The organism is Streptomyces sp. NPDC058092 (assembly GCF_042884935.1).
Classification (GTDB): Bacteria; Actinomycetota; Actinomycetes; order Streptomycetales; family Streptomycetaceae; genus Streptomyces.
In genome coordinates this window covers 129,887-149,529 of record NZ_JBHVSY010000011.1, presented here as the reverse complement: position 1 = coordinate 149,529, position 19,643 = coordinate 129,887, and the positions used below count along the sequence as shown (strand labels likewise).

The following is a 19,643-nucleotide window of genomic DNA, read 5'->3' as shown; positions in this document are numbered from 1 at the left end:
ACAGCTCTTGCGGTGTTCAAGGAGGATGTCCATGTCGAGCGACAACAGGGAAGCGATCCCTGCTGCCCGACCCGTGATCGGTGACGACGAGATCGAGGCCGTGGTACGCGTACTGCGCAGCGGTCGTGTGGTGCAGGGCCCGGAGGTCGCGGCCTTCGAGGAGGGCTTCTCGGAGCTGGTCGACGGACGCCACTGCGTCGCGGTCAACTCCGGCACCTCGGCCCTGCATCTGCTGCTGCTCGCCCTCGGGATCGGCCCCGGCGACGAGGTCATCGTGCCCTCCTTCTCCTTCGCGGCCTCCGCCAACGCCGTCCGCCTGACCGGTGCCGACGTCGTCTTCGCGGACATCGAGCCGGGCAGCTTCGGCCTGGACCCGGCCGCGGTCGAGGCGGCCGTCACGCCGCGCACCGCTGCGATCATGCCGGTGCACCTGTACGGTCACCCGGCAGCGATGGACAAGCTCATGCCCATCGCCGACAAGCACAAAGTCGCTGTGGTCGAGGACGCCTGCCAGGCGCACACCGCGGCATTGAACGGCACTCCGGTCGGCGCCTTCGGCTCCGGTGGAACGTTCAGCTTCTACCCCACCAAGAACATGCACTCCCTTGAGGGCGGCATGGTCACCACCGCCGACGCCGAGGTCGCGCGTACCCTCCGGCTACTGCGCAACCAGGGCATGGAGCAGCGGTACGCCAACGAGATCGTCGGCGCCAACATGCGCATGACGGACGTGTCCGCCGCCGTCGGCCGCGTACAGCTGACCAAGGTCGGTGGCTGGACCGAGCAACGCCGCGCCAATGCCGCGTACCTCGACGAGCACATCACCGCGCCAGGCGTCACCGTCCCGCCCGTCGCCAAGGGTGCACGCCACGTTTACCACCAGTACACCATTCGGGTGCAGGGTGACCGTGACGCCGCCATGGCCAGGCTGAGCGAGGCGGGCATCGGCAACGCCGTGTACTACCCGACTCCGATCCACCGGCTGAAGCCGTACTGGGAGCCCGACCAGAAGGCGGGCCGGATCTGGGACCTGCCGGAGACCGAGCGGGCCGCCGCCGAGGTCGTCTCGCTGCCCGTGCATCCTTCGCTGACGCCGGACGACCTGGACCGCATCGTCGGCGCCGTGAACTCGCTGGGAGAAATACAGTGACCGCAGGACTGAGAGCCGGACTGATAGGCCTCGGCTCGATGGGGCGCCACCACGCCCGCGTGCTGGCCGGCCTGGAAGGCGTGCAACTGGTCGGCGTCGTCGACCCGATGGGGGACAAGAACGGCTGGGCGCAGGGCGCCCCTGTGCTGTCCACGGTCGATGAATTGATCGGCCTCGGTGTCGATTACGCGGTCGTGGCCTGCCCCACCGCGCTGCACGAGGAAGTCGGCCTTCAGCTTGCCGACGCCGGTGTCTGCGCGCTGGTCGAAAAGCCCGTCGCCGACACCGTGGAAGGCGCCCGGCGGCTGGTCGATGCCTTCGAGTCGCGCGGCCTGGTGGCGGGTGTCGGTCACATCGAGCGGTGCAACCCGGCGCTGCGGTCGCTGCGCTCCCGGCTGGAGGCGGGGGAGCTGGGAGAGGTGTTCCAGGTGGTCACCCGCCGGCAGGGCCCGTTTCCGCACCGCATCGCCGATGTCGGCGTGGTCAAGGACCTCGCCACCCACGACATCGATCTGACCGGCTGGGTGACGGGTCAGACCTACACATCGATCTCCGCCCACACCGTGTCGAAGTCCGGCCGTCCGCACGAGGACATGGTCTCCGCCGTGGGGCAGCTCTCCGACGGAACCATGGTGAACCACCTGGTCAACTGGCTGAGCCCGCTAAAGGAACGTTTCACCTCCGTCACCGGTGAGCGTGGCACCTTCATCGCCGACACCCTCACCGCCGACCTCACCTTCCACTCGAACGCCGCGGTGGCCACCGAGTGGGAGGCGCTCCAGGCCTTCCGCGGTGTCTCCGAAGGCGACATGATCCGGTACGCCATTCCCAAGCGCGAGCCGCTGCTGGTCGAGCACGAGCTCTTCCGGGACGCGGTGCGCGGCGGCGAGAAGGACATCTGCACGCTGCGCGAGGGGCTGCGCACCGTGGAAGTGGCCGCAGCGGTCCTGGAATCGGCGAAGACAGGGCGCACTGTCACGACCTCCGTGGAGGAGCCGGCCACACATGGAACCTGAGAGCAGAACGGGGTTGCGGCCCGACAGCCGCAGCCGGACCGCAGGCGCGGACCACGTCCGCGCGGTCAGGACGGCCCTGGTGGATCAGGCGAAGTACCGGGATGTCCACGACAAGCCCGGACTGCTCGACCAGTGGACCCGGGAAACCCGGGTGACGGCGCTCGACAGTGTGGACACGAGGCCGCTTCCCGGACGTACGCGTGCATCCGTCGAGAGACCCACCGAGGTGACCGTGTGACCGGTATACCCGATGCCCTCGCTGTTCCTGACGTCACGGTCGTCGTGGCCGTGTACAACACCATGCCCTATCTGACGGAGTGCCTGAACTCCCTCGTGGGGCAGACCATCGGGCTGGACCGGCTGGAGGTCGTCGCGGTCGACGACGGTTCGACGGACGACAGCGCCGCCGAGCTCGACCGCTTCGCCGAGCGCTACCCGGACACGGTCAAGGTCGTCCACCAGGCCAACTCCGGTGGCCCGGCGATGCCGAGCAACCGGGCACTGGAGCTCGCCACCGGCAGGTACGTCTACTTCATCGGCTCCGACGACTACCTCGGCGAAGAGGCGTTGGAGCGGATGGTGACCTGCGCCGACACTCATGGCTCCGACGTCGTCATAGGCAAGATGGTCGGCACCAACGGGCGGTACGTGCGGCAGTCGCTCTACAAGGCCAATGACCCCGATGTCAGTCTCTACGGGCCCGAACTGCCGTTCGCGCTGGCCAACACCAAGCTCTTCCGCCGCGACCTCGTGGAGAAGCATCAACTGCGCTTCCCCGAGGACGTGCCGGTCGGCAGCGACCAGCCCTTCACCATCGAGGCGTGCGTCCACGCGCGCAAGATATCCGTGGTGGCCGACTACACCTGCTACTACGCGGTGAAGCGCGGGGACGCCAGCAACATCACCTACCGTGCCAACCATCTGGCACGGCTGCGCTGCACGGCCGTGATCATGGACCATGCGGCCGGGCTGATCGAGGCCGGGCCGAACCGGGACGCCGTCTTCAAGCGCCATTTCACCTGGGAGCTCTCCAAGCTCATCCAGGGCGACTTCGTGGACCTCGACGGCGAGACGAAGCGTGAGATCTGCGCCGGTATCACCCGGCTCGCCGACTCCTATCTGACGGACCCGCTCAGCGATTCGCTCCCGGTCAAGCTGCGGGCGAGGCTCCGGCTCGCGCAGCGCGGCGCCGTCGACGAACTCTGCCGTGCCATCAGCGAAGAGGCCGAGCAGGGTGCGCCCTCCTTCCACCTGGAGGACGGCCGGGCCTTCGCCCGCTACCCCGGCTTCCGTGACACGGGGCTCGAACTCCCCGACCGCTGCTTCGAACTGGTCGGGGAGATCGTCCCCGGACGGCTCGCCAACAAGACCGAGCTGGTCGAGGCGGACTGGGTGCAGACCGGCGAGGAGATGGCGCTGGCGCTGGCGATACGGATAGGTGTCGTCGGCGACACCGGCTCCGCGGTCGTCCGTCTCGTCGAGGGCGCCATGCCCAAGAGCGCCGACAAGGCGCGCGCCCGCCGCCTGCCGGACGGGCACGATCTGCCCCCGGCGCAGGGGGAGTTCACCCGGGAACTCACGGACGACGGCAACGCCACCGTGCTGCGGGCCCGGATCCCGCTCGAACCCCGTACGGCCAAGCGAGGCGTGCGGGTCTTCGTGGACGTGGCCGGCGGAACGTACGAGATCCCGGTACGGGGCGACGGCCGGCCCATGCCGTTGGCCCGTAGATGGCACAGCGAGACGGACCCGTACCGGGCCGCGGCGCGCCTCAACACCAAGGGCCGCATGGTGATCGGAACCGGCCCGCTCCATCCGCCCAAGAAACCGCTGGGATCGCGGCTGCGATCCCTGTTGACCGGCGCCAAGCGCTCCAAGAGGAAGTAACCATGAACATCTGTGTAGTCGCCCTGGGCAAGATCGGTCTGCCGCTCGCCGTGCAGTTCGCCGCCAAGGGCCACCGGGTGATCGGCGCCGACGTCAACGAGAAGGTCGTCGAGCTGGTCAACGCCGGCGTCGAACCCTTCCCCGGCGAGCACGACCTCGACGTCAAGCTCAAGGAGACCGTCGAGGCGGGGCTGCTGACCGCGACGACGGACACCGCGTCCGCCGTCGCCAGGTCCGAGGCCGTCGTGGTCGTCGTCCCCCTCTTCGTGGACGCCGAGGGCACGCCCGACTTCGGCTGGATGGACTCCGCGACCAGGGCGATCGCTGCCGGTCTCAAGCCGGGCACCCTCGTCAGCTACGAGACCACGCTGCCGGTCGGGACCACGCGTACCCGCTGGGCGCCGATGCTCGAAGAGGGCTCAGGCCTCAAGGCCGGCGAGGACTTCCACCTGGTGTTCTCGCCGGAGCGGGTGCTCACCGGCCGGGTCTTCGCGGACCTGCGCCGCTACCCGAAGCTGGTCGGCGGGATCGACGAGGCCTCGGCAGCGCACGGTGTGTCGTTCTACGAGTCGGTCCTGGACTTCGACGAGCGTACGGATCTGCCGCGCCCCAACGGCGTCTGGGACCTGGGCACTTCGGAGGCATCCGAGCTGGCCAAGCTCGCCGAGACGACCTACCGGGACGTCAACATCGGTCTGGCGAACCAGTTCGCCCGCTTCGCCGACCAGCAGAACATCGACGTCCTCAAGGTCATCGAGGCCTGCAACTCCCAGCCGTACAGCCACATCCACCAGCCGGGCATCGCCGTCGGCGGCCACTGCATCCCGATCTACCCGCGGATGTACCTCTGGAACGACCCCTCGGCGACCGTGGTGCGTTCGGCGCGCGAGGCCAACGCGGCCATGCCCGAGTACGCGGTCGACCTGCTCGCCGCCGCCTACGGCGACCTGGACGGGGTGGGCGTGCTGGTGCTGGGCGCGGCCTACCGCGGCGGCGTGAAGGAGACGGCCTTCTCCGGCGTCTTCCCGACCGTCGAGGCCCTGAAGGCGCGCGGCGCGGTGCCGTTCGTCTCGGACCCGATGTACACGGCCGAGGAGCTGGCCGCGCACGGTCTCGTCCCGCACGAGGGCCAGACCGTCACCGCCGCGATCCTCCAGGCCGACCACGCCGAGTACCGCGAGCTGGCCGCCGCCGACCTCCCGGACGTCCGCGTCCTGGTCGACGGCCGCCGTACGACGGACCCGGCCAACTGGGCGGGCGTACGCCGCGTGGTCATCGGTGGCTGAACACCGATTCGTAGAGGGAATGGAAAACATGCGAGAAAGCCGCCCCGGACGAGTCGTGATGCTTGTCGACAACACCATCGACGGTGACTCACGAGTTCAGAAGAGCGCCCGGGCCATGGCCGAAGCAGGGTGGGAGGTCCACCTCATCGGCCGAGCCCCTTCGTCCGGCCCGGATACCTACCAAATCGGTGAGGCCCAGATCCACCGCCTGACGCTGAGGCGACTGCCTCCCCGGAAGACTCTCCGGAGACGGATGACCAAGCTCCGGTATCCGCTGTCCTACCAGAGCCAGGACGAGGCGCTCCTCAAGTCCCGCAGCATCAAGGTCATCTGGGCCGAGTTGGAGATGAACGGTGCGGGCGCGGGCGCCCGCACCGGTATCTCCAAAGAGCCGCGGACCACACAGCTGCCGCTGCTCGCACAGCGAACGGTGGGCAAACTCCAGCGCACCACGATCAAGGCCCGGACACGGCAGACGAAGGCGCGCGCCAAAAACTGGGGAGACAAGGACGGCACCTGGGAAGAGGTGGAGCGTCGATTCTGGAGCACCACCATGGGGGACCGGGCCTGGCGGCGCCTTGACCCGCTGCCGCTCCGTTACGAGCTGAGCTACCGGGACAAGATCGAGGAACTCCAGCCCGATCTGATCCACGCGCATGACTTCCGCATGATCGGTGTGGCGGCCCGAGCCGCGGTACGGGCCCGCAGAGCGGGTCGAAATGTGCGCGTAATCTACGACGCACACGAGTTCGTGCCCGGCCTCGCGCAGGCCAACCGGTCGAAGAAGTGGCTGGCCTCGCAGGTCGCTTACGAGCGCGAACACATCGGTTATGTTGACGCGATCGTGACCGTTTCCCCCGCGCTGGCAGAGATGCTGGAAACCGCGCACGGTCTTGTCGAGCGGCCGATCGTCACGCTCAACGCCCCGCCGAAGCTGGTGCCGGGCGAGGACAACGGGACGGGCTGGAGCACGCCCGAGGGGGCGCGGGACGTGCGTGAGGCGTGCGGCTTGGGCCCGGACACCCCGTTGGCGGTGTACTGCGGCGGAGCCGCGCCGCAGCGTTGTCTGCACACCATCGTGGAGTCGTTGCAGTACGCCCCGGACATCCATGCCGCCTTCATGATCAATAACCTTGACGGCGATTACGTGAACTCCCTGCGGGCGCTCGCCGAGGACCTGGGAGTCTTCGACCGGATCCACCTCATGCCGTACGTGCCCTACGACGCCCTGGTGCAGTTCCTGTCGACCGCGGATGTGGGTATTCACCCGCTGCGCAAGGGACCGGTCAACCACGAGGTCGCTCTCAGCACGAAGTTTTTCGAGTTCATGCAGGCCCGGCTGCCCGTGGTGGTCAGTGATGTCAAGGCCATGTCGGACGAAGTCACCCGGGTCGGCAACGGCGAGGTCTTCCGCTCGGAGGACAGCAAGGACCTGGCCAGGGCAGTGGGGATGGTCTTGAACGACCGGGACCGTTACACCGCGGCCTATGAACGTCCCGGCATGCTCGACGAGTGGAGCTGGGAAGCCCAGGCGGAGAAGTATGTCGTTCTGTACGAGCGACTGCTGAAGGATCTCGTCTGAGCGCAGGATTCCGGCCCGGCGAAGGCGCCTGGACGGTGACGCCGCCCCGATGACGACGAAGGGCTCACCCGCAGAACATGCCGGTGAGCCCTTCTCCGTGTGCGGACGTGGTCAGCTCTTGGCGCGGGTCGCCTGCTCCATCAGTTCGACGACACGCCGCGCGGCAGTGCCGTCGCCGTACGGCGCCCCGTGCGGAGCCTCGGGGGCCGGGCGGGTGGCCAGGGCAGCCCATTCGGCCGGCGCCATCTCGTGCGGGTCGGGAACCAGGTGATTCCAGCCGTCCACGAGAGTCTCGATCCATTCCGTCTCGGGGCGGATGGTGGTGCAGGCACGGTCCAGCAGGAACGCCTCCTTTTGGAGCCCTCCGGAGTCGGTCACCACCCCGGAGGACGCCAGCACGGCGGCGACGAGTCCGGCGTACGGAAGAGGACGGCCCACACGGACCGAGCCCTGAGCCAGGTCGATGCCGTGGTGATCGGCCCGCGCGGTCAGCCGGGGATGGGCCAGCAGTGCCACCGGCAGCGGCAGTGCGGCAAGTGCCCCGATGATGGCGGACAACCGGTCGGGATCGTCTGTGTTGTCGGGGCGGTGCAAGGTGGCCAGCAGAAACGGCTTCGTGGGGTCGATGCCCTCGGGCAGCGCGGGAGCCGGGTGCTCGCCGGCCAGCACGGCATCACGGATCCGCAGACAGATGTCGACCATCACATCGCCGGCCAGCGCAGCCCGCTGTTCGAGACCCTCGTTGGCCAGATGACGCATGGCCTCCTCGGTGGGGGCGAGCAGAAGGTCGGCACAATGGTCGGTGAGTACCCGGTTGTGCTCCTCGGGCATTCGGCGGTTGAAGGACCGCAGACCGGCTTCGAGGTGGGCGACAGGCAGATGCTGCTTGACCGCCGAAAGCGCCCCGGCAATTGTGGAGTTGGTGTCGCCGTACACCAGGACCCAGTCGGGCTGCTCGGCCTCGAGTACCGGGTCGAGGGCGGAGAGCACGGATCCGGTCTGTACACCGTGGCTACCGGAACCGACGCCCAGGTGCACGTCGGGGTCGGGGATGCCGAGACCGGAGAAGAAGACATCGGAAAGATCCGCGTCGTAGTGCTGTCCGGTGTGGACGATGACGTGTTGGTGGTCGGTCTGGGCGAACGCTGCTGCCACAGCCGCGAGCTTCACCAGTTGAGGGCGGGCACCGACGATGCTGATGACTTTCATTGGACACTCTTCTTCTCGGTCATGTGGTACGGAGAGCTTGCCGTGCTTGAGTCGGAGCCCCCTGGGCGCTGTGTCTTCGCCTGGCGGGCGGAGGACTTGCGAGCGGCACCGCCAGGGCCGTTACGGCGAAGCAGGCGTTCGAGCGGATGTTCCACGCAATGGTAAGCAACCGCTGCCAGCGCCAGACTCAGCACCAGGGTGAGTAGCCAGATCCCCACCGTTCCGAGCTGTGTTGTCGGCCGGCCGAGCCCGCCCAGCAGACTCCTGATCACGGTCTCGTGGAACAGGTACCAGGCAAATGACCACTGTCCGAGCCGGATCATCCAGGGGCCGCCGAGGCCGGTCCGGCGCCCTTCGAGGTCGGCCGTCGCCGCGGTCGCTACCAACAGTGCGAAGAGCGGGGCCGACAGCAGTTGGGAGGCGCTGTACGGGCTGTACCAGAGGCTGTCGGGGACAGCTCGGGACCAGGGGACGAGCGCCACATGCCAGGCGGCGACCAGCGCGACGGCGATGGGCAGTCCGAGCGGTGGCCGCCATCCCCGTTTGACGGCCAGACCCGCGGCCACGCCCAGGACGAACTGCAGAGTCCGCGTCGGCGGGAAGTAGTCGAGAGCCCAGAGGCGGAGGGGGGAATCCGTGATCAGGGCTCCGGCCCCCCAGACGGCGATCGAGGCGGCACACACAACCACGGCGATCCACGTGCGACCCCGGGCCGTTCTCATCAGGGGGAGCGTCAGCAGCACCGGGAAGAGCAAGTAGAACCATGCTTCGTCACTGAGCGACCAGGCGGCAGGGTTGCCTCCCACGAGGTACGGGCGTTCGGGCACCCAGGAATTGACGAGCCCCAGCGTGGCGACCACACCCCGGAGCGAGAACTCAGTCCCCAGCGCACGCCATACCGCGACAGAGCAAAGAGTGGAAACGGCTAGAAGTGGCCAGATTCTGGCGAACCTCCGCCAGAGAAATACGTTCGCGGGCACGACCTTGCCGTCATATGTCCAGGCGAGCACAAAACCTGACAAGACGAAGAAGAACGTGACACCGCTGCGCCCGTACCAGGTGACGTCGCTGATCCAGGGGAGCTCTCCCGCCTGCCGCGAGAGGTGGTAGAGGACCACCATCAGAGCTGCCCAGAAACGCAGCCCCGTGAGCGAGGCCAACCGGTCACGCCCGGTGGCTCCCGAGGGCGGATGTATCGACACGCGCGTCACCATCTGTTGGAGGACTGTGGGTGGGAAGAAGACCTGTACGGCACCGGCGTTCGGGCGTTTACGGGCTTAGCGCGCGCTCGATGGGACACCGTCCCTGCCCGTCCCTTCGCGGCTCCGAGCGAGCTCCCGGACACTGCCACCGTCACCTGTCCCGGCGATCCTGTCGGCCTGGGCGGTGGGCTGGGCCCTGTGGTTCACGTGCTGCGCCTTCCTGGGGGCGAATCTGCCCGCCGAGCATATGGTCTCCGTCGCGGGAGGCCGCGCGGGAGGGGTGGGCCACGGTTCCCGCACTCGGCGGACGCGCCAACTCGCGTACGGCAAAGTGTGGTTGAACACGGATACACAATGCCTGCACGATGTGTGCGAGAGGCCTTTACGATGAGGCGACGTGGGCGGGGCAGGGAGCAGAGCATCCAGGGTTCATCGTGACGCGCCGCGTCTGTGAAGCGTGAGGCACGAGGCCCAGCGCTATGGCCCCGCTGCGTGGTGAGGCGGAGTCCGCGCCGATCGCCCGGCCTGCCCCCAGAACGGGCGACAACCCTGTGGTTGACGAGAACCGCGCTGCCGGTTCGGACGCGTGGGTCGTGGGTCATGGCGGCACATCGGGCGTGAACGACGAGGGCGCGCAGATCCAGGGCTATGCGTCGAAGACGTCCGTGTCCCCGGGCGAGTCCGTCGACTTCCATCTGGCATCGCACCGTGTGCAGACCTGTACGGTCGCCGTCTACCGTGCGGGGCACTACGGGGGAGTCGGGGCACGCCTGCTGGTGACCAGCGACGAAGTCCCGGTGGAACCGCACAGCACGCCGAGGCCGGACCCGGAGACCGGGCTCATCGCCTGCGCCTGGCCGGTGTCCTGGACTCTGGATGTCCCGGACGCGTGGGTGTCGGGGATCTTCCTGGCCGTTTTCACGTCCCGTGATGGATTCCGCAGCTACACGCCCTTCGTCGTACGCGACCCGGAGCGCGGGTCCGACATTCTTCTGATCGTTCCCTTCGCCACGTACCAGGCCTACAACATCTGGCCGCTCGACGGGCGTACGGGGAAGAACCTCTACGAGGGGTACGCGGCCGAGGGGGTGCTGGGCGGCAATGAAGAACGCGCGTTCCGGGTCTCCTTCGGCCGGCCCTCCGCGGAATCCGGCATGGCGCGCTGGTTCGATATGGACACCAGTGCCGCCAGCTGGGCGGAAGCCTGGGATACGACATCACTTACGCCAGCAGCATTGATCTCCACGAGGGGCGCTTGGATCCCTCGAAGTACACAGCCGTAATTTTCTCGGGGCATGACGAGTACTGGTCCCAGGAAATGCGTGACTGTGCCGAGAAAGCTGTGACGGTCGGCACGCATCTAGCTTTTCTTGCTGCCCGGCGCGGCCGACCGCCCCGGCTCGCCTGCACCGACCGGGTCCTGGCTACCGTGCTCCATCTGCGGGTCGCCCTGGCCGCAGAACCTCTCGCCGTACTGCTCGGCAGCAGCCGGACCGCGATGCACCGCACTCTCCTGAAGAACAGGAAACTGCTCGACTCACACGGCATCGTCATCCCACCCGCGATGACACCACCCGACGTCCTCGCGGCCCTCCAGGCCAGGGTTCTCGCCCAAACCGCCGAGCCCCACGACAAGATCAAGACGACGTGTTAATGATCTGCAAGCCCTTACGCGGCGTGCTCGGTCAGCACCCCGGCCTTCTCCTCGTACACGGCCCCCGTCTCCGGGCACTCCCAGAGACCTGGCTCGCCCTCGCGTTCCACGAGCTTCACGCCGGCTCGGCCGACCCAGCCGACCTGGCGGGCGGGGACACCGACCACCAGGGCGAAGTCAGGTACGTCGCGGGTGACCACGGCGCCGGCGGCGACCATCGCCCAGCGGCCGATGCGGACCGGGGCGACGCACACGGATCGGGCGCCGATCGAGGCGCCCTCGGCGACCTTGACGCCGACGGCCTCCCAGTCGCCACCGCGCTTCTGCTTGCCGTCGGGGTCGACGGAGCGCGGGTTGTGGTCGTTGGTGAAGACCGCCGCCGGCCCGACGAATACGCCGTCCGCGAGTTCGGCGGGCTCGTACACGAGGGCGTAGTTCTGGAGCTTGACGTTGTTGCCGATCTGCACCCCGGTGCCTACGTAGGCGCCGCGGCCGACGACGCAGCCTTCGCCCAGGCGGGCCCCCTCGCGGATCTGGGCGAGCTCCCAGACGCTGCTTCCCGCGCCGATCCGGGCGGATTCGTCGACCTGGGCGGTGGGCTGAACCCTGTAATTCACTGAACGTCTGCCTTTCCGAGTGCCTCGTCGACCGGTGAGCCTACGTCGTGACCGCTGCCGAGCGGCAGGCGGCCGGGCGGACCCCGACGACGAGCGGCCCGCCGGAGGGCGGGAATCCCCGAGGTGGCAGGAATACGCATCAACCACCCGGCCGACCGTCCTCCTGGACCACGGGGTGAACCGATCCGGGCGGCTTCCGCCGGGACGCTCGCACACGCGGGTGGGAGCGGGTCTGGTGCGTCGATCCGGAGGAGCGAAGCGGCAGACCCGGTTTGACCCTTACCTCCGGGCCCCGTAGCCTTGACCGTCGGCATACGTATGCCTCCCTCTGAGCACATCCCTCCCGGTCCACCGGGAGAGGCCGCTCGCCCATTCCGGATTGCTGCAGGCTTCGGCGTGCGTGAGCGGCTGGCATCAGGGGATCCGTTCCGAGCGAGAGTAGAGATCCGCGTGTACGCCATCGTGCGCAGCGGTGGCCGCCAGCACAAGGTTGCTGTCGGTGACATCGTTGAGGTTGACAAGATTTCCACTGCCCAGGTTGGCGACACGGTCGAGCTCTCGACCCTGCTCGTGGTCGACGGCGACGCCGTGACCAGCGACCCGTGGGTGCTGGCCGGGATCAAGGTCCAGGCCGAGGTCGTGGACCACCACAAGGGCGCGAAGATCGACATCCTTCGCTACAAGAACAAGACCGGCTACCGCCGTCGCCAGGGTCACCGTCAGCAGTACACGGCGATCAAGGTCACCGGTATCCCCGCGGCTGCGAAGTAAGGGACTGAGGAGACATGGCACACAAGAAGGGCGCATCGTCCACCCGGAACGGGCGCGATTCCAATGCTCAGCGGCTCGGCGTGAAGCGCTTCGGCGGTCAGGCCGTCAACGCCGGTGAGATCCTGGTCCGCCAGCGTGGCACCCACTTCCACCCGGGCACGGGCGTCGGCCGTGGTGGCGACGACACGCTGTTCGCACTCGCCGCCGGTGCGGTCGAGTTCGGCACGCACCGTGGCCGCAAGGTCGTGAACATCGTTCCGATCGCCGGCTGATTTACGGCGCTCGAGCGGTTTCTGCGGAGGCGGACCTCACTTCCCGTACGGGAAGCGGGTCCGCCTTTCGCGTGTTTCTCCCATGAGAGACGGCTTTCTCCTATGCGGGACGGCACGAGTGAGACATTTCTGCACGTATGTAACTGGAGGTTCCAACCATGACCACCTTCGTGGACCGCGTCGAGCTGCATGTCGCCGCGGGTAACGGGGGCCACGGCTGCGCCTCCGTACACCGTGAGAAGTTCAAACCGCTCGGCGGTCCGGACGGCGGCAACGGCGGCCGAGGCGGCGATGTGACCCTGGTCGTCGACCAGGCCGTCACCACGCTCCTCGACTACCACCACAGCCCCCACCGCAAGGCCACCAACGGGCAGCCCGGCGCGGGCGACCACCGCTCCGGCAAGGACGGGCAGGACCTGGTCCTGCCGGTGCCCGACGGTACGGTCGTGCTCGACCGGAACGGCAACGTGCTGGCCGACATGGTCGGCCAGGGCACCACGTTCGTCGCCGGACAGGGCGGCCGCGGCGGCCTCGGCAACGCTGCACTGGCCTCTGCCCGCCGTAAGGCCCCCGGCTTCGCGCTGCTCGGCGAGCCCGGTGGGGCCCGCGACATCGTCCTGGAGCTCAAGACCGTCGCCGACGTCGCGCTGGTGGGCTACCCGAGCGCCGGAAAGTCCTCGCTCATCTCCGTACTGTCGGCGGCCAAGCCGAAGATCGCCGACTACCCGTTCACGACCCTCGTCCCGAACCTCGGCGTGGTCACCGCGGGCAGCACCGTCTACACCATCGCCGACGTCCCGGGCCTCATCCCGGGCGCCAGCCAGGGCCGGGGCCTCGGCCTGGAGTTCCTGCGGCACGTGGAGCGCTGCTCGGTGCTCGTGCACGTACTGGACACCGCGACGCTGGAGTCCGACCGCGACCCGGTCTCCGACCTCGACATGATCGAGGAGGAGCTGAAGCAGTACGGCGGGCTGGAGGACCGGCCCCGCATCGTCGTTCTCAACAAGATCGACATCCCGGACGGCCAGGACCTCGCCGACATGATCCGCCCGGATCTGGAGGCGCGCGGCTACCGCGTCTTCGAGGCGTCCGCCGTCGCCCGCACCGGCCTGAAGGAACTCTCCTTCGCGCTCGCGGGTGTCATCGCCGAGGCGCGCGCCGCCAAGCCGGTGGAGGAGGCGACCCGTATCGTCATCCGCCCGAAGGCCGTGGACGACGCGGGCTTCACCGTCACGCTGGAGGAGGACGGCATCTACCGGGTGCGCGGCGAGAAGCCGGAGCGCTGGGTCCGCCAGACCGACTTCAGCAACGACGAGGCAGTCGGCTATCTCGCCGACCGTCTCAACCGTCTCGGGGTCGAGGACGCGCTGATGAAGGCCGGTGCCCGGGCGGGCGACGGCGTGGCCATCGGCGCCGAGGACAACGCGGTCGTCTTCGACTGGGAGCCGACCATGGCGGCGGGCGCGGAGATGCTCGGCCGACGTGGCGAGGACCATCGTCTCGAAGCGCCGCGCCCGGCGGCGATGCGCCGCCGCGACCGCGAGTCGGAACGCGACGACGCACAGCGCGAGTTCGACGACTTCAACCCGTTCTAGGACGTGCGCCGCAGCCGCAACTGCACTTTCAGTCAAGGCGATACCGCCGGACGGGTCTGTTCCGTCGTCCCGTCCGGCGGCCCGGCCTGCTCCCGGCGTCACTCGATCGGCGGAGCAGAACCCGCTCAAGGGTGATTCATGCCGCTCAACCGTGTGGCGTCGGTCACCCGTCCGGGAGGTGTCAATTCCGGTATTCGCCCTGATCGCAGGGCAACGCGAGGTGTCCATACGGCATGCTGCGGCCGACGTCCACCTTGCGAGACGGTAACGGAGAGTGCAACCATCGCTGTATCTCCCAGCCCCCGCAAGGTAGGTCGTCTGTGTCTGCTCAGCACATAGCCAAAGCCCGAACCACAGCAGTCGTGCTGGCCGGCGGTACCGGCCAGCGCGTGGGACTGTCGATCCCCAAGCAGCTGCTGAAGATCGCAGGTAAGGCTGTCATCGAGCACACGCTGTCGATCTTCCAGCAGGCCGACTCCATCGACGACATCATCGTGCTGATGGCTCCGGGTTACGTGCCCGACGTGGAGAAGATCGTCGCCAAGGCCGGACTCACCAAGGTCACCAGGGTGATCGAGGGCGGCTCCACCCGTAACGAGACCACCGAGCGCGCCATCGCGGCCCTCGGTGAGGGCCTGGCCGAGGGCGAGGACCGCAACGTCCTGTTCCACGACGCCGTGCGCCCGCTGCTGTCGCAGCGCGTCATCAAGGACTGCGTCGACGCCCTGGACCGCTACCAGGCGGTCGACGTCGCCATCCCGTCCGCGGACACGATCATCGTGACCCGCACCCACGGCGGCGACGGCGAGTTCATCACCGATGTGCCCGACCGCTCGCGGCTGCGCCGCGGCCAGACGCCGCAGGCCTTCAAGCTCTCCACGATCCGCCGGGCGTACGAGGTCGCCGCGGGCGACCCGAACTTCCAGGCCACCGACGACTGCTCGGTCGTCCTGAAGTACCTCCCCGACGTGCCGATCTACGTCGTCGCGGGCGACGAGTACAACATGAAGGTCACTCAGCCCGTCGACGTCTTCATCGCGGACAAGCTCTTCCAGCTGGCCTCCACGGCCGTCCCGCAGCCGACCGGCGACGCCGCCTACCGCGAACTGCTCACCGGCAAGACCCTCGTCGTCTTCGGCGGCTCGTACGGCATCGGCGCGGACATCGCGACCCTCGCCGAGTCCTACGGCGCCACCGTCTACGCCCTGGGCCGCTCCACCACCGGTACGCACGTGGAGAACCCGGAGCACGTCGACGAAGCGCTCTCCAAGGCGTACGCGGACACCGGCCGCGTCGACTACGTGATCAACACCGCGGGCGTGCTCCGCATCGGCAAGCTGGCCGAGACGGACAACACGACCATCCAGGAAGCGCTGAACGTCAACTACCTGGCGCCCGTGCAGATCGCCCGTGCCTCGTACAAGTACCTCGCCGAGACCAAGGGCCAGCTGCTGCTCTACACCTCCAGCAGCTACACCCGGGGCCGCGCGGAGTACAGCCTCTACTCGTCGACCAAGGCCGCCATGGTCAATCTCACCCAGGCGCTCTCGGACGAGTGGGCGGGCGACGGCGTGCGGGTGAACTGCGTGAACCCGGAGCGCACCGCCACGCCGATGCGCACCAAAGCGTTCGGGGACGAGCCCGCGGGTACGCTGCTGTCCTCCGAGGCGGTCGCCAGGACCTCCCTCGACGTCCTGCTCTCCGAGATGACCGGCCATGTCATCGACGTACGCCAGCAGGACCCGACCCGTGGTGCTTCCGAGGCGTCGGGGTTCGAACAGGCCCTGGCCGCTGTCCTGGACCGACAGGCAGATGTGTAATACTGCTTGACAATCGACTATTCGGACCCCTGTAGACGCCCGCGAGCGAACTGCAGGGGTCCGAATTCGTGAAGTTCCGGCTTCACATTTCCCTCGCAAGGTAATCAGTCGGCATCCTCGGGAGCGGTACTTCGTGATTTCGAAAGCCATTCGCATGGCTCGTGTGGGCAGTGGTTCGGAGCTGGCCGCCGCTCTCCTCATGGCCCTGGGGTTCCCGTGCGTCATGCTCGCGGCGATAATCCCCAATCTCTGGTTCTTCGCCGGCGCCGCCGCGGTGACCTATCTGGCCGACCAGTATCTGCATCACTGCGGCAGCTATCTGGTCAACCGGCTCGCCGCGGTCCGCGCAGGGCTCTCGATCCGCTTCCTGGTCCGCCAGCTGCTGCTGATCCTGCTGCTCTCCCGCATGGGGTACGGAGAGCAGACGCTGTTCTACGTGACGGTCGCCTGCCTGCTGGCTTTCTACGGTCTCCAGGCACCGCAGAGCGCGGCGGTCACCCTCATCAAGCTCCGGCGCAAGCTCCCGGTGGTCACGCGCAACATCGACCTGGAGCAGGTGCGGATCCCGGACGCCCCGCCGTCGCTGCTGGTGAACCGCCCCGCGGAGAAGATGCTCCATCTGGACATCTTCGCGATGGTGGGTGTGCTGGTCGCGATCGAGACCGAGGTGACCGGCTTCGCCTACGCGGGCCTGGCCATCACGCTGGTGCTCGCGCTCTGCTACGTGGCGGCGCTCCTCCCGTACATCCGTCCGAGCCGACTGGTGGGGCCCGAGTCCAAGGTGCTGAGCGCCGTGGACACCTGGCTGGGCGAGTACAAGCCGAACGTGGTTCTCTACTTCTCCGGCTCCAAGGATTCGGCCTACCAGGTCAACATGTGGCTGGAGACCATGGCGCAGCTCGACGGCCGCCCGCTGATCCTGTTGCGTGAGCGCGCGATACTGCCTCAGCTGAACACGACGTCGGTGCCGGTGCTCTGCGTGCCCGGCGGCGTGCACCTGATGAATATGAACCTCTCGTCGGTACGGGTCGCGCTGTACGCGGCCAACGTCGGCAAGAACATCCACCTGCTCCGGGTGCCGACGATGAAGCATGTCTTCATCGGTCACGGCGACAGCGACAAGCTCGCCAGCGTCAACCCGTACAGCAAGGCCTACGACGAGGTGTGGACCGCGGGCCGGGCCGGCCGGGACCGTTACGCGCTGGCCGACGTCGGCGTGCGCGACGAGGACATCGTCGAGGTGGGCCGCCCGCAGTTGGCTGCCATCCAGCAGTGGTCCGGTGCGCCGAAGAACCCGATCCCGACCGTGCTGTACGCCCCCACCTGGGAAGGCTGGGACGACAACCCCGGCAACACCTCGCTCCTGCTGGCCGGCGAGAACATCGTCAAGCGGCTGCTGAACGCGGAGGAGCCGGTCCGGCTGCTCTACAAGCCGCACCCCTTCACGGGAACCCGCAGCGTCCAGGCCAAGGCCGTGCACCAGCGGATCACCGCGTTGATCGAGAAGGCCGCCGTCGAGCGCGCCACCGACCCCCGCTGGGCGAAGGAATCGACGGCGCTCCAGGCGGTGCAGGCCGAGGCACGAGCCGAACTGGCCCGTATCGAGGCGCGGCTCACGGCACTGTCGAGCGGTGGCCACGTCGCAGGGGACGAGGCCGAGATGTCCCGCGACTCGCTGGCCGACCCGGCGCGCGAGGCCGAGACCGCGCGGCTCAAGGACGAGTGGAACGCAGCCTCGTGGCGGGCGCTCGGCTGGTGGGAGCACAAGGTCGTCACGGGCGCCCGGATGCGGCTGTACGACTGCTTCAACGAGTCGGACGCCATGGTCTCGGACATTTCCAGCGTGGTGTCGGACTTCATCGCGAGCGGCAAGCCGTACGCGGTCACCGATTCGGCGGCGCTGGGCGAGGACGAATTCCGCCGGCAGAACACCGCGGTCCGTGCCGCGGTCATCCTGTCCAATGCAGCGACCGAGCTGGACGCCCTGCTCGCGGCGGTGGTGGACCGCGCGGCGGACACCTTGGCGGCCGGCCGGCGCGAGCTGAAGGAGTACCTCCTCGGACCGGACGAGCCCACCTCGATCGTGCAGTTCGACACGGCGGTGAAGGCTCTCGCGGTCAAGTCGGAGGCCCGGAACGCGGGCCTGGCGCGAAGCCTCGCCGAACGCGTGGGCGGCTGAGAATTCGGCTGGTTCGTTAACACAATCCATCAGGCCCGGCATAGCCCTAAAAGGGTTGCGCCGGGCCTTTGTGATAAGGGTCACACTTCAGGCGCGTGGTGTCGGGCAACCAACGCTCGAGGTCGACTGTCTTCTGTTGATATGAACGAGAAGCCAATTCCTGACGTAACCGTGATCATCGGTGCATACGAGGCAATGCCCTATCTGATCCGTTGTCTTGAATCGGTGGAGGCGCAGACCATCGGTGCCGACCGGATCGAGATCGTGGCAGTCGACGACGGTTCGACCGATGGAACCGGCGAGTACCTGGAGGAGTTCGCGGCCCGGTCCGCGGTCCCGACCCGGGTGATCAGGCAGGCGAATTCCGGTGGCCCCAGCGGACCGCGCAATGTGGGTCTCGGTCTGGCCCGGGGTCGCTATGTCTTCTTCCTCGACGCGGACGACTATTTCGGTGACGAGGCCCTGGAGCGGATGGTCGCGATGGCCGACCGGGCGCACACCGATGTGGTGCTCGGCAAGGTGGTCGGGGTCAATCGCGGGGCGCCCATGTCGATGTGGACAGCCACCAAGGAACGGGTCAATGTATACAATTCCAAGGTCATTTACACGCTGAGTGCGCAGAAACTCTTCCGACGTGACCTGCTGGAGCGCATCGGTCTGAGATTCGACGAGGGACTCAAGACCGGTGAGGACGCGCTCTTCACCATGGAGGCGTACCTGCGGGGCGCCGGAGTCTCCGTCATATCCAATTACGCCTGCTATCACCTGGTCGGCCGCGACGACGGAAAGCATGTGACCAAGAGCGGCACCTATGAATGGCGCTTCGATTCCATGCGGGCCATGATGGCGCTCATTCACCGGCTCGAACCGGCCGGGCCGAAGCGGGACTTCCTGATGGTCCGGCCCTTCACGGTCGGGATGCTCCAGCAGTTCGGGCCCGTCTTCCTCCGTGACGCGGAAGAGGTCCGGCGCCACAAGATGGAGCTCGCGGCGCCGCTCATGGACGTGTACTGGAACGACGGCGTGGCACGCCTGATCAAGGTCGCCGAGAGGCTGCGGCTCGCTGCTGTCGCGCGGGGCCGGTCCGACGTGCTGGTGGACGTGCTGACGTATTTACGGAAGAAGTCCGTTCCGGATGTGGTCAGTTCGCGCAAGGGCGACCAGCTCTTCCTCGCGTACCCGCACTTCCGGGACCGGTCGAGCGGCCTCTCGGACTCCGATTTCGAGGTCACCGTGCCCGACTGGCACGACGGCAAGCGCATCGAGCAACCCGCGGCGGCGGCCCGCAGGGCGTCACTGTCGCGGCGCGCCGCCCGGCGCATACGGCGGGACGTACGGCGCTGGAGGGCACGGCTCATCACAGGCTGAGCGGGCCCGTCCGGCCCGGCTCCCGACGTGTGTCC

General features: G+C 67.9%; 15 protein-coding genes and 2 pseudogenes. 14 read left to right on the top strand and 3 right to left on the bottom strand.

Going from position 1 to position 19,643, the window contains the following annotated elements; all coding sequences use genetic code 11:
• The first annotated feature begins 31 nt into the window (after nt 1-31).
• The 6 genes from ACFVV1_RS20085 (at nt 32) to ACFVV1_RS20060 (ending at nt 6,921) form a co-directional block, all read left to right on the top strand.
• Nucleotides 32-1,150 (top strand): DegT/DnrJ/EryC1/StrS family aminotransferase, encoded by a 1,119-nt coding sequence (locus tag ACFVV1_RS20085; protein ID WP_389990721.1) that lies wholly within the window; start codon nt 32-34, stop codon nt 1,148-1,150.
• Nucleotides 1,147-2,166 (top strand): Gfo/Idh/MocA family protein, encoded by a 1,020-nt coding sequence (locus ACFVV1_RS20080; RefSeq protein WP_389990719.1) that lies wholly within the window; start codon nt 1,147-1,149, stop codon nt 2,164-2,166. The genes ACFVV1_RS20085 and ACFVV1_RS20080 overlap by 4 nt, the downstream gene beginning before the upstream one ends.
• Nucleotides 2,156-2,404, top strand: coding sequence for a hypothetical protein (locus ACFVV1_RS20075; RefSeq protein ID WP_389990717.1), 249 nt, complete (start codon nt 2,156-2,158; stop codon nt 2,402-2,404). Before ACFVV1_RS20080 ends, ACFVV1_RS20075 begins: the two co-directional genes overlap by 11 nt.
• Nucleotides 2,401-4,053, top strand: a complete 1,653-nt coding sequence (locus ACFVV1_RS20070) for a glycosyltransferase family 2 protein (RefSeq protein ID WP_389990715.1) — start codon at nt 2,401-2,403, stop codon at nt 4,051-4,053. The genes ACFVV1_RS20075 and ACFVV1_RS20070 overlap by 4 nt, the downstream gene beginning before the upstream one ends.
• 2 nt (nt 4,054-4,055) lie before the next feature.
• Complete coding sequence (locus tag ACFVV1_RS20065) at nt 4,056-5,339, top strand: nucleotide sugar dehydrogenase (protein WP_389990713.1); 1,284 nt, start codon at nt 4,056-4,058, stop codon at nt 5,337-5,339.
• Nucleotides 5,340-5,592: 253 nt separating this feature from the next.
• On the top strand, nt 5,593-6,921 hold the full coding sequence (locus ACFVV1_RS20060; protein WP_389990711.1) for a glycosyltransferase family 4 protein: 1,329 nt from the start codon (nt 5,593-5,595) through the stop codon (nt 6,919-6,921).
• Between the two features lie 111 nt (nt 6,922-7,032).
• Here the strand turns inward: ACFVV1_RS20060 and wecB are convergent, their stop codons facing one another.
• Nucleotides 7,033-8,130, bottom strand: coding sequence for a non-hydrolyzing UDP-N-acetylglucosamine 2-epimerase (gene wecB / locus ACFVV1_RS20055; RefSeq protein ID WP_389990709.1), 1,098 nt, complete (start codon nt 8,128-8,130; stop codon nt 7,033-7,035).
• Nucleotides 8,127-9,332: an acyltransferase family protein gene (locus tag ACFVV1_RS20050; protein WP_389990707.1), complete on the bottom strand. Its 1,206-nt coding sequence runs from the start codon at nt 9,330-9,332 to the stop codon at nt 8,127-8,129. The genes wecB and ACFVV1_RS20050 overlap by 4 nt, the downstream gene beginning before the upstream one ends.
• Before the next feature lie 479 nt (nt 9,333-9,811).
• Here ACFVV1_RS20050 and ACFVV1_RS20045 point away from each other — a divergent pair.
• Both ACFVV1_RS20045 and ACFVV1_RS20040 read left to right on the top strand, forming a co-directional pair.
• Nucleotides 9,812-10,650, top strand: a pseudogene (locus tag ACFVV1_RS20045) (N,N-dimethylformamidase beta subunit family domain-containing protein); the annotation flags it as partial.
• Between the two features lie 60 nt (nt 10,651-10,710).
• Nucleotides 10,711-10,986, top strand: a pseudogene (locus ACFVV1_RS20040) (ISAzo13 family transposase); the annotation flags it as partial.
• A 14-nt stretch (nt 10,987-11,000) separates the two neighbouring features.
• Here the strand turns inward: ACFVV1_RS20040 and ACFVV1_RS20035 are convergent.
• The gene (locus ACFVV1_RS20035) at nt 11,001-11,603 is read right to left on the bottom strand and encodes an acyltransferase (RefSeq protein WP_389990705.1); all 603 of its coding nucleotides are present in this window, start codon (nt 11,601-11,603) and stop codon (nt 11,001-11,003) included.
• A gap of 450 nt (nt 11,604-12,053) precedes the next feature.
• On the opposite strand from ACFVV1_RS20035, the gene rplU reads away from it, so the two are divergent.
• The 6 genes from rplU (at nt 12,054) to ACFVV1_RS20005 (ending at nt 19,608) form a co-directional block, all read left to right on the top strand.
• The gene (rplU, locus tag ACFVV1_RS20030) at nt 12,054-12,374 is read left to right on the top strand and encodes a 50S ribosomal protein L21 (protein ID WP_030921216.1); all 321 of its coding nucleotides are present in this window, start codon (nt 12,054-12,056) and stop codon (nt 12,372-12,374) included.
• A gap of 14 nt (nt 12,375-12,388) precedes the next feature.
• On the top strand, nt 12,389-12,646 hold the full coding sequence (rpmA, locus tag ACFVV1_RS20025) for a 50S ribosomal protein L27 (RefSeq protein WP_018103204.1): 258 nt from the start codon (nt 12,389-12,391) through the stop codon (nt 12,644-12,646).
• 158 nt (nt 12,647-12,804) lie between these two features.
• Nucleotides 12,805-14,241, top strand: a complete 1,437-nt coding sequence (gene obgE, locus ACFVV1_RS20020; RefSeq protein WP_389990703.1) for a GTPase ObgE — start codon at nt 12,805-12,807, stop codon at nt 14,239-14,241.
• A gap of 320 nt (nt 14,242-14,561) precedes the next feature.
• Nucleotides 14,562-16,061, top strand: coding sequence for a D-ribitol-5-phosphate cytidylyltransferase (locus ACFVV1_RS20015; RefSeq protein ID WP_389990701.1), 1,500 nt, complete (start codon nt 14,562-14,564; stop codon nt 16,059-16,061).
• 154 nt (nt 16,062-16,215) lie between these two features.
• On the top strand, nt 16,216-18,240 hold the full coding sequence (locus ACFVV1_RS20010; protein ID WP_389990699.1) for a hypothetical protein: 2,025 nt from the start codon (nt 16,216-16,218) through the stop codon (nt 18,238-18,240).
• Nucleotides 18,241-18,381: 141 nt separating this feature from the next.
• Nucleotides 18,382-19,608, top strand: coding sequence for a glycosyltransferase family 2 protein (locus ACFVV1_RS20005; RefSeq protein ID WP_389990697.1), 1,227 nt, complete (start codon nt 18,382-18,384; stop codon nt 19,606-19,608).
• Nucleotides 19,609-19,643 lie beyond the last annotated feature (35 nt).

Bases quoted from the DNA above. Each gene is read 5' to 3' on its own strand.
- wecB (WP_389990709.1), bottom strand. From the start codon at position 8,130: ATGAAAGTCATCAGCATCGTCGGTGCCCGCCCTCAACTGGTGAAGCTC.
- ACFVV1_RS20085 (WP_389990721.1), top strand. From the start codon at position 32: ATGTCGAGCGACAACAGGGAAGCGATCCCTGCTGCCCGACCCGTGATC.
- obgE (WP_389990703.1), top strand. From the start codon at position 12,805: ATGACCACCTTCGTGGACCGCGTCGAGCTGCATGTCGCCGCGGGTAAC.
- rpmA (WP_018103204.1), top strand. From the start codon at position 12,389: ATGGCACACAAGAAGGGCGCATCGTCCACCCGGAACGGGCGCGATTCC.
- ACFVV1_RS20005 (WP_389990697.1), top strand. From the start codon at position 18,382: ATGAACGAGAAGCCAATTCCTGACGTAACCGTGATCATCGGTGCATAC.
- ACFVV1_RS20010 (WP_389990699.1), top strand. From the start codon at position 16,216: ATGGCTCGTGTGGGCAGTGGTTCGGAGCTGGCCGCCGCTCTCCTCATG.
- ACFVV1_RS20075 (WP_389990717.1), top strand. From the start codon at position 2,156: ATGGAACCTGAGAGCAGAACGGGGTTGCGGCCCGACAGCCGCAGCCGG.
- ACFVV1_RS20065 (WP_389990713.1), top strand. From the start codon at position 4,056: ATGAACATCTGTGTAGTCGCCCTGGGCAAGATCGGTCTGCCGCTCGCC.
- ACFVV1_RS20060 (WP_389990711.1), top strand. From the start codon at position 5,593: ATGACCAAGCTCCGGTATCCGCTGTCCTACCAGAGCCAGGACGAGGCG.